At 69.7% G+C, this 9107-nt stretch carries 9 protein-coding genes; all 9 read left to right on the forward strand.

The window, feature by feature from the left end; translation table 11 throughout:
- The first annotated feature begins 114 nt into the window (after positions 1-114).
- Positions 115-435, forward strand: a complete 321-nt coding sequence (mihF, locus tag DTA22_RS34695; RefSeq protein WP_005262298.1) for an integration host factor, actinobacterial type — start codon at positions 115-117, stop codon at positions 433-435.
- A gap of 8 nt (positions 436-443) precedes the next feature.
- Positions 444-1067 carry a guanylate kinase gene (gene gmk / locus DTA22_RS34700; protein WP_037237532.1) on the forward strand — a complete coding sequence of 208 codons (624 nt, stop codon included), beginning with the start codon at positions 444-446 and terminating at the stop codon, positions 1065-1067.
- Positions 1068-1108: 41 nt separating this feature from the next.
- Positions 1109-1414 carry a DNA-directed RNA polymerase subunit omega gene (gene rpoZ / locus DTA22_RS34705; protein ID WP_005241734.1) on the forward strand — a complete coding sequence of 102 codons (306 nt, stop codon included), beginning with the start codon at positions 1109-1111 and terminating at the stop codon, positions 1412-1414.
- Between the two features lie 14 nt (positions 1415-1428).
- On the forward strand, positions 1429-2733 hold the full coding sequence (gene coaBC / locus DTA22_RS34710) for a bifunctional phosphopantothenoylcysteine decarboxylase/phosphopantothenate--cysteine ligase CoaBC (RefSeq protein WP_037237530.1): 1305 nt from the start codon (positions 1429-1431) through the stop codon (positions 2731-2733).
- Positions 2734-2865: 132 nt separating this feature from the next.
- Positions 2866-4080: a methionine adenosyltransferase gene (gene metK / locus DTA22_RS34715; RefSeq protein WP_112302406.1), complete on the forward strand. Its 1215-nt coding sequence runs from the start codon at positions 2866-2868 to the stop codon at positions 4078-4080.
- Between the two features lie 46 nt (positions 4081-4126).
- Positions 4127-6145 (forward strand): primosomal protein N', encoded by a 2019-nt coding sequence (locus tag DTA22_RS34720; protein WP_112302407.1) that lies wholly within the window; start codon positions 4127-4129, stop codon positions 6143-6145.
- 170 nt (positions 6146-6315) lie between these two features.
- On the forward strand, positions 6316-7743 hold the full coding sequence (gene rox, locus DTA22_RS34725; protein WP_112302408.1) for a rifampin monooxygenase: 1428 nt from the start codon (positions 6316-6318) through the stop codon (positions 7741-7743).
- A 139-nt stretch (positions 7744-7882) separates the two neighbouring features.
- Complete coding sequence (locus tag DTA22_RS34730; protein ID WP_112302427.1) at positions 7883-8539, forward strand: PadR family transcriptional regulator; 657 nt, start codon at positions 7883-7885, stop codon at positions 8537-8539.
- Between the two features lie 98 nt (positions 8540-8637).
- Positions 8638-9107: esterase/lipase family protein (locus tag DTA22_RS34735; protein WP_146777815.1), on the forward strand; the 470-nt coding region annotated here is incomplete at its 3' end.

Raw genomic sequence — 9107 nt, forward strand, 5'->3', positions numbered from 1 at the left:
CGGCTCTGACCTCGGGGGGTGGGTTCGCAATCGGCGCCGGGCGTGAGTACGGTCGCTATCGCTGCTGGTTATCCAGTGGTTTGGACTATTTGCCAACGACGAGACGGAGGAACCGTGGCCCTTCCCCAGTTGACTGATGAGCAGCGCGCTGCTGCTTTGGAGAAGGCAGCTGCTGCCCGCAAGGCCAGGGCTGAGCTCAAGGAGCGCCTGAAGCGTGGTGGCACCGACCTCAAGCAGGTTCTCAAGGACGCCGAGGACGACGAGATCCTGGGCAAGATGAAGGTGTCGGCACTGCTCGAGGCGCTGCCCAAGGTGGGCAAGGTCAAGGCGCAGGAGATCATGACCGAGCTGGAGATCGCTCCGACCCGTCGCCTCCGTGGCCTCGGCGATCGGCAGCGGAAGGCCCTGCTCGCCAGGTTCGACTTCGAGGCCTGAGCACGACAGTGGTAGCTGACGCACAAGTGTCAGAGAGCAAGACCGCAGTGCGGAGGGGTCGGCTGGTAGTACTGGCCGGCCCCTCGGCCGTCGGTAAGTCCAGCGTGGTGCGACTCCTGCGTGAGCGGATGCCGGAGCTCGTCTTCAGCGTGTCCGCGACGACGCGCGACCCACGCCCGGGCGAGGTGGACGGCAAGGACTACCGGTTCACCTCTCGCGACGAGTTCCAGCGGATGATCGAATCCGGTGAGCTGCTCGAATGGGCCGAGATCCACGGCGGACTCCAGCTGTCGGGAACCCCGGCCGCACCGGTCCGCCGGGCGATCGAGCAGGGCAAACCGGTGCTGGTCGAGGTCGACCTCGCCGGTGCGCGGGCCGTTCGCGCCGCGATGCCGGAGGCTCTGCTCGTCTTCATGGCGCCCCCGAGCTGGGACGTGCTGGTCGACAGATTGACCGGCCGGGGCACCGAATCCGCCGAGGTCGTGGAGCGGCGACTCGCGACCGCGAGAGTCGAGCTGGAGGCGCAGGACGAGTTCGACGAGGTCATCGTGAACGAGGATGTCAGCCGATCGTGCGACGAGTTGGTATCCTTGTTGGTTGGACGACCGGAACAGTCCGAGTCGACCCACTAGATCTCACATCAACTAGCCAGAACTATTTCAGGAGATACCGAGTGAGCAGCACCCCCGCAGTAGCGTCCGCAACACCCAGCCACGGCGCCCTGCCGGCTTACGACACCCCGCTCGGCATCACCAATCCTCCGATCGACGAGCTTCTCGCCCGCACGTCGTCGAAGTACGCGCTGGTGATCTACGCGGCTAAGCGTGCACGTCAGATCAACGATTACTACAACCAGCTCGGTGACGGCATCCTCGAGTACGTCGGCCCCCTCGTGGAGCCGGGCCTGCAGGAGAAGCCGCTGTCGATCGCGCTGCGTGAGATCCACTCCGATCTTCTCGAGCACACCGAAGGCGAGTGAGCGGAGGATCTGCCGTGCCTGAACAGGCAGCGGGCCCGGGCTCCGGGCACGTGACGGATTCACCGGAACCGGTTCCCTCGGGGGCAGCCCGCAAGCGGATCGTCGTCGGTGTCGGCGGCGGCATCGCCGCGTACAAGAGCTGTGCCGTCATTCGGGCCTTCACGGAGGCCGGGCACCATGTGCGGGTCATCCCGACGGAGTCCGCGCTCGAGTTCGTCGGCAAGGCGACGTTCGAGGCGCTGTCGGGCAACCCCGTGCACACGGGTGTGTTCACCGACGTTCCGCAGGTTCCGCATGTTCGTCTCGGACAGGAAGCGGATCTCGTCGTCATCGCGCCCGCCACCGCCGACCTCATGGCGCGGGCCGTGGCGGGACGCGCGGACGACCTCCTCACCGCGACGCTGCTCACCGCGCGATGTCCCGTGGTGTTCGCTCCGGCGATGCACACGGAGATGTGGGAGCACCCGGCCACCGTCGCCAACGTCGCCACGCTGCGCGCACGCGGCGTGACCGTCATCGAACCCGCTTCCGGCCGCCTCACCGGCAAGGACACCGGTGCCGGCCGGCTGCCCGAACCCGACGAGATCGTCGGATTGGCGTCGTTGCTGGTCGAGCGTCCCGACGCGCTGCCCCGCGATCTCGAGGGTCGGCGGGTCCTCGTGTCCGCGGGCGGCACCCGTGAACCGCTCGACCCGGTGCGGTTTCTCGGTAACCGCAGTTCGGGCAAGCAGGGCTATGCCATCGCCCGGCTCGCTGTGCAGCGCGGGGCCGAGGTCACCCTCGTCTCCGGCTACACCGCCGGACTCGCCGACCCGGCCGCCGTCGACATGGTGCACGTCCGCACGGCGGAAGACATGCGGGTCGCGGTCGCCAAGCACGCACCCGGATTCGACGCGGTGATCATGGCCGCGGCGGTGGCCGACTTCCGGCCGTCGACGACGGTGGCGAGCAAGATCAAGAAGGGTGCGGGTGAGCCCGACTCCATCGCGCTCACCAAGAACGAGGACATCCTCGCCGGCCTGGTGCAGTCCCGGAGAGACGGCGAGATCCCGTCGAAGACCGTGATCGTCGGATTCGCGGCCGAGACGGGCGACGCCGACGGCGACGTCCTCACGTACGCGCGGGCCAAGCTCGCGCGGAAAGGCTGCGACCTGCTCGTCGTCAACGCGGTCGGCGAGGGCAAGGCGTTCGAGGTCGACCACAACGACGGATGGCTGCTCGGAGCCGACGGTTCCGAGTCCGCGCTCGAGCACGGATCGAAGGCGTTGATGGCGAGCCGGGTACTCGACGCCGTCGACCAGCTGTTCCGGACACTCTGACGGACTATCCGGCAGAGTTTCGGTGATTCGAAGGGTGTCACTCCCGCCGGGGTGGCGCTAGGGTCGTTCGCGGTATTACGCAGCTAAGCTGTTTTCAAGTGCTGTTCAGGACAACTGTCGAGAGGGAATTCTGTGAGCCAGTCCGGTAGTCGGCTATTCACCAGTGAGTCTGTGACCGAGGGGCACCCGGACAAGATTTGTGATGCGATCAGCGACTCCATCCTCGACGCGCTCCTGACCGACGACCCACGCGCCCGCGTCGCCGTCGAGACACTGGTGACCACCGGACAGGTTCACGTCGCCGGTGAGGTCACGACCACCGCCTACGCCGACATCCCCAAGATCGTGCGCGACACCGTGCTCGAGATCGGGTACGACTCCTCGGCCAAGGGCTTCGACGGCAACTCCTGCGGCGTCAACGTCGCGATCGGTGCACAGTCCCCGGAGATCGCGCAGGGCGTCGACCACTCGCACGAGGTCCGCACCGGCGAACTGAGCGACGACGAGATCGACCGTCAGGGCGCAGGCGACCAGGGTCTGATGTTCGGGTTCGCCACCACCGACACCCCGGAACTGATGCCCCTGCCGATCGCGTTGGCGCACCGCCTGTCGCGTCGTCTCACCGAGGTCCGTAAGTCCGGTGTCCTGCCGTACCTGCGCCCGGACGGCAAGACCCAGGTCACCATCGAATACGACGGCGACAAGGCGGTTCGCCTCGACACCGTGGTCATCTCGACGCAACACGCCGCCGATATCGACCTCGACAACCTGCTCACCCCGGATCTGCGGGAGAAGGTTCTCGGATCGGTGCTCGCCGAGATCGACATGCCCGAACTCGACGTCTCGGACATCCGCCTGCTCGTCAACCCGACCGGCAAGTTCGTGCTCGGCGGTCCGATGGGGGACGCAGGCCTGACGGGTCGCAAGATCATAGTCGACACCTACGGCGGCATGGCCCGCCACGGCGGCGGCGCGTTCTCCGGCAAGGACCCCTCGAAGGTCGACCGGTCGGCGGCCTACGCCATGCGCTGGGTGGCCAAGAACGCGGTCGCGGCGGGCCTCTCGGACCGGATCGAGGTCCAGGTGGCGTACGCGATCGGCAAGGCGGCGCCGGTGGGTCTGTTCGTCGAGACGTTCGGTACCGAGAAGACGGATCCGGCGCGGATCCAGCAGGCCATCACCGAAACGTTCGACCTGCGGCCCGGCGCCATCATCCGCGACCTCGACCTGCTGCGTCCGATCTACGCGCAGACCGCGGCCTACGGACACTTCGGTCGCACCGACATCGACCTCCCGTGGGAGAGCATCGACCGGGCGGAGAAGCTGCGGGCAGCCGCAGGCCTCTGATCGGTAGTCACGGCGCGGCGGGCGCCGCTGCGGTAGGAGCCGCCGCGTGAGCGCGGAGAAGGTTGCGGCAGAAGTAGATCCGGTTGCCCGGGTGCTGCCGCTGCTTCCGCTTGCCCACCTCGACCGCGAATTCGACTATCTCGTTCCGAAGGACCTCGACAAGCAGGCGCGACCCGGCGTCCGGGTGCGCATCCGGTTCGCCGGACGTCTCGTCGACGGGTTCGTCGTCTCCCGGAACGCGACGAGCGACCATCAGGGCCGTTTCGGCTGGCTCGAACGGGTGATCTCGCCCGAGCGGGTCCTGACCGAGGAGATCACCCGGGTGGTCGACCTCGTCGCCGGCCGGTATGCCGGGACCCGCGCGGACGTCCTGCGGCTCGCGATCCCGCCGAGACACGCACGGGCGGAGTCCGAGGCTGCGTCCGAGCCCCCCGCGATGCCGGACATCGCGATCGAGACCGAGGCGTGGGACCGGTACGTCCACGGCGGGGCATTCCTGACCGCATTGTCGGGGGAGCGTGCCCCGCGCGCGGTCTGGCAGGCGCTCCCCGGCGAGGACTGGCCGGCGCGTCTCGCGGAACTGTCGGGGCTCGTCGCCGCCACCGGGGCGAGCACCGTCGTCGTCGTTCCCGATCAGCGTGATCTCGACCGCGTGGTCGCGGCGGTGGAGAAGCTACTGGGCAAGGACGCGGTCGTCGGACTCGCCGCCGGTCTCGGTCCGGCCCTGCGCTACCGGCGTTGGCTGGCTGCGCTGCGCGGGACGGCACAGGTCGTCGTCGGGACCCGGAGTTCGGTGTTCGCGCCGACGCCGCGCACCGGGCTGATCGTGGTCTGGGACGACGGGGACGACAACCATTCCGAGCCGCGTGCACCGTATCCGCACGCCCGCGAGGTGGCGCTGCTCCGCGCGTACGCCGGCGGGTGCGCGGTGGTGCTGGCCGGACACGCCCGCACCGCGGAGGCCCAGGCCCTGGTCGACTCGGGGTGGGCGCATGACCTTGTGGCCTCCCGGGACTCGGTGCGGGCGGCCGCCCCGAAGATCACCGCACTCGCGGACAGTGACCACGCCCTGGCCCGCGACCCCGGCGCGCGCGCCGCCCGGCTGCCCGCGATCGCGTTCGCGGCTGCCCGGGAGGCGCTCGGCGCCGGCCGGGGAGTGCTGGTCCAGGTGCCCCGGCGCGGCTACGTGCCCAGCCTCGCGTGCGGCAAGTGCCGGGCGCCCGCGCGATGCCGACGATGCAACGGACCTCTCGCGCTGCCGTCCGCGGCAGGCCCGGACGGGGCGGGAACCCCGGCGTGCCGGTGGTGCGGCGTCGCCGACGCCGCGCACCGCTGCCACGCGTGCGGAGCGAAGGCACTGCGGGCCGTCGTGGTCGGTGCCGGACGGACCGCAGAGGAACTGGGTCGCGCGTTTCCCGGGGTCGCCGTCCGGATGTCGGGCGGCACGGACGTCGTCGACGAGGTGAAGCAGGGACCCACTCTCGTGGTGTCGACGGTCGGGGCCGAACCGGTGATGCCGGGCGGCTACGGCGCGGCGTTGCTGCTGGACGGCTGGGCGCTGCTGGGCCGTCCCGATCTGCGCGCGGCCGAGGAGACGCTGCGGCGGTGGATGACGGCGTCGTCGCTCGTGCGGCCGTTCGCCGAGGGCGGCCAGGTGGTCGTGGTCGCGGATTCGGGGATTCCGACCGTGCAGGCGCTGGTTCGCTGGGACCCGGTCGGTCATGCCCGTGCGCAGTACGAGGAGCGGGCGGAGGTCGGATTTCCGCCCGCCATCCACCTCGCGGCCATCGACGGCAGCTCGAAGGCGATCGCCGACCTCCTCGACCTCGCCGATCTGCCGGCGAATGCGGAATTACTGGGCCCGGTCGAGTTGCCTGCGGGGGAGCGGTTGCCGTTCTCCGGCGACGCGCCGGAGCCGGCGGACGTGGAGCGGATGCTGATCCGTGTGCCCCGTGGCGAGGGGAAGCCGCTGGCCAAAGCGTTGGGAGAGGCGCAGTCGGTGCGCAGCGCACGCAAGGACTCGCAGCCCGCCCGTGTCCAGATCGACCCGATCCGCATCGGGTAGTTCGGCCGGGGGATGACGCAACAGTGGCAGGGAGGTTATCCATTCCCTGCCACTTTCACCATATCGCGCACCGGGGGCCTTGCGGCAAGACCCGGGGTGTGCCGCAGAATCTCCCACCGAAGCCAGGACCTGCGGTAATCAGGATTCGCGAAGTACGTGTGGGGGTTTTCATGATTGACGTGATCGTTGGCGGCGGCGGACCGACCGGCCTGATGCTGGCCGGCGAGTTGCGGCTGCACGGCGTGCACGCGCTCGTGCTGGAGAAGGAGGCCGAGCCGACCAGGCATGTCCGGTCGCTCGGCCTGCACGCGCGCAGCGTCGAGGTGATGGACCAGCGTGGTCTGCTGGATCGGTTCCTCGCCCTCGGCACGCAGTACCCGCTCGGCGGCTTCTTCGCCGGCATCACCAAGCCGCAGCCCGAGCGGTTGGACACCGCGCACCCGTACGTCCTCGGCATCCCGCAGCCCGTCACGGAGCGCCTGCTGACCGAGCACGCCCTCGAGCTCGGCGTCGAGATCCGTTGCGGCCGCGAGCTGGTCGGGCTGAGCCAGGACGACCGCGGGGTGACCGCCGTGCTGGCCGACGGCACCCAGCTGCGCTCGCGCTACCTCGTCGGCTGCGACGGCGGCCGCAGCACGGTGCGCAAGCTGCTCGGCGTCGGCTTCCCCGGCGAGCCCACCCGGGTCGAGTCGCTGCTGGGCGAGATGGAGGTGGCCGCGCCGCCGGAGACGCTGAACGCCGTGGTGGCGGAGGTCCGCAAGACCCACAAGGGGTTCGGCGCCGGGCCCTCCGGTGACGGGGTGTACCGCGTCGTCGTGCCCGCCGAGGGGGTGGCCGAGGACCGGTCGGTCCCGCCGACCCTCGAGGAGTTCAAGCAACAGCTGCGGGTGTTCGCCGGCACCGACTTCGGAGTGCACTCACCGCGGTGGCTGTCCCGCTTCGGTGACGCCACCCGGCAGGCTGAGCGCTACCGGGTCGGCCGGGTGCTGCTGGCCGGCGACGCGGCGCACGTCCACCCCCCACTGGGCGGGCAGGGCCTCAACCTCGGTGTCCAGGACGCGTTCAACCTGGGCTGGAAACTGGCCGCCGAGGTCAACGGCTGGGCACCGGAGGGGCTGCTGGACAGCTACCACACCGAACGCCACCCGGTAGCCGCCGACGTGCTGAACAACACCCGCGTGCAGTCCGAGCTGATGTCCACCGAGCCGGGTCCCCGGTCCGTGCGCAGGCTGCTGTCGGAACTGATGGACTTCGAGGAGGTGAACCGGTATCTGACCGAGAAGGTCACCGCGATCGGGGTCCGCTACGACCTCGGCGAGGGGCATGAACTGCTCGGCCGGCGGTTGCGGGACATCGGGCTGAAGCGGGGCCGCCTCTACGAGTTGATGCACGGCGGCCGCGGGCTGCTGCTCGATCAGACCGGCCGGCTGTCGGTGGCGGGCTGGGCGGACCGGGTCGACCACGTCGTCGACGTCAGCGAGGAACTGGACGTGCCGGCGGCGCTGCTGCGGCCGGATGGCCACGTGGCGTGGGTCGGTGACGACCAGCAGGATCTGGTCGGCCACCTGCCCGAGTGGTTCGGCGCCCCCACCGGCTGAGCGCGAGCGCCTCCGGGCTCGGGTCGTTCAGCGCCTCGGGTCCGGGGGCCGATTTGACCACCGTCACAGATAAGGGTCTTGCCGACCACCCATTGACGATATATCGTTGATGTATCAGCGATACAGAAGGAGGCTGATGATGGAAGACTTCCATTTCGAACACAGGGGTCCCCGACGGGACCGATTCACACGCGAACGGACGGGACGGCCCGAGGGGCCCCACCGTCACGGGCACCGGCGAGGACGCTTCGGCCCCGAGGGTGATCCCGGCTTCGGCCCGGGAATGCACTTCGGTCGCGGACGCGGACGGGGTGGTAGGGGACGGCGCGGCGATGTCCGCTCCGCGATCCTGCTGCTGCTCACCGAGGAGCCGATGCACGGCTACGAGTTGATTCAGCAGATCGTCGAACGCAGCGACGGGGTGTGGAAGCCCAGTCCCGGTTCGATCTACCCCGCGCTGTCACAGCTCGAGGACGAGGGTCTGGTGCTCATCGAGAAGGTGGCGGGCCGCAAGACCGCGCGCCTGACGGACGAGGGCAAGGCCTTCGTCGAAGCGAACAAGACCGAACTCGGCACCCCGTGGGACGACGTGCGAGAGAGCGTCGGCCGTCCCGCCGAGGACCTGCGGGGTCTGATCGGGCTGCTGATGGGTGCCGCCGGGCAGGTCGCCGCGGTCGGTGACGACGAACAGGTCCGGCGTGCCGGCGAGATTCTCACCGAGGCGCGCCGCGCGATGTATCGCCTTCTCGCGGAGGACGATCGGAACGAAACCGGCAAGGATGAGACCGACTCGTAGGGCGTCACCGCTCACCGCGGGCCCGCCGTCTCGACGCGACAGCGCGTGCACATTCTGGGAAGGTTCACAGAAATGCTGCGGCGAAGTCGGGAGAGATCATGAGGTTTCGGGGTGCCGGTGCGGTCGTCGCGGGTGTCGTCCTGCTGATGTCCGGCGCAGTGTCCACCGCCCAAGCGGACGACGCCTCACCGCCCCAGCCCGTCGTCCCCGCCACCGCCGGGCTTCCCCAGAGCGGCCGTAGTTCCGGCGCCGCGTACGCGCACGAGCACCCGGGCAGCGCACCCGCGGGATCGAACGACTTCTCCTGCACACCCTCCCCGGATCACCCCGAGCCGGTGGTGCTCGCGCACGGCACCGACGCCAGCGCCTACGCGGACTGGGCCGCCCTGTCGCCGATTCTCGCCGCGGACGGTTACTGCGTGTTCGCGCTCAACTACGGCGGAGCGCCGGGTGCCGATTCGTACGGCACCGAGGACATCGTCGCGAGCGCGGAGGAGTTCGGCCGGTTCGTCGACCGGGTCCGCGCCGCGACCGGCGCCGACAAGGTCGACGCCGTCGGATACTCGCA

This window comes from Rhodococcus wratislaviensis (genome assembly GCF_900455735.1).
Classification (GTDB): Bacteria; Actinomycetota; Actinomycetes; order Mycobacteriales; family Mycobacteriaceae; genus Rhodococcus_F; species Rhodococcus_F wratislaviensis.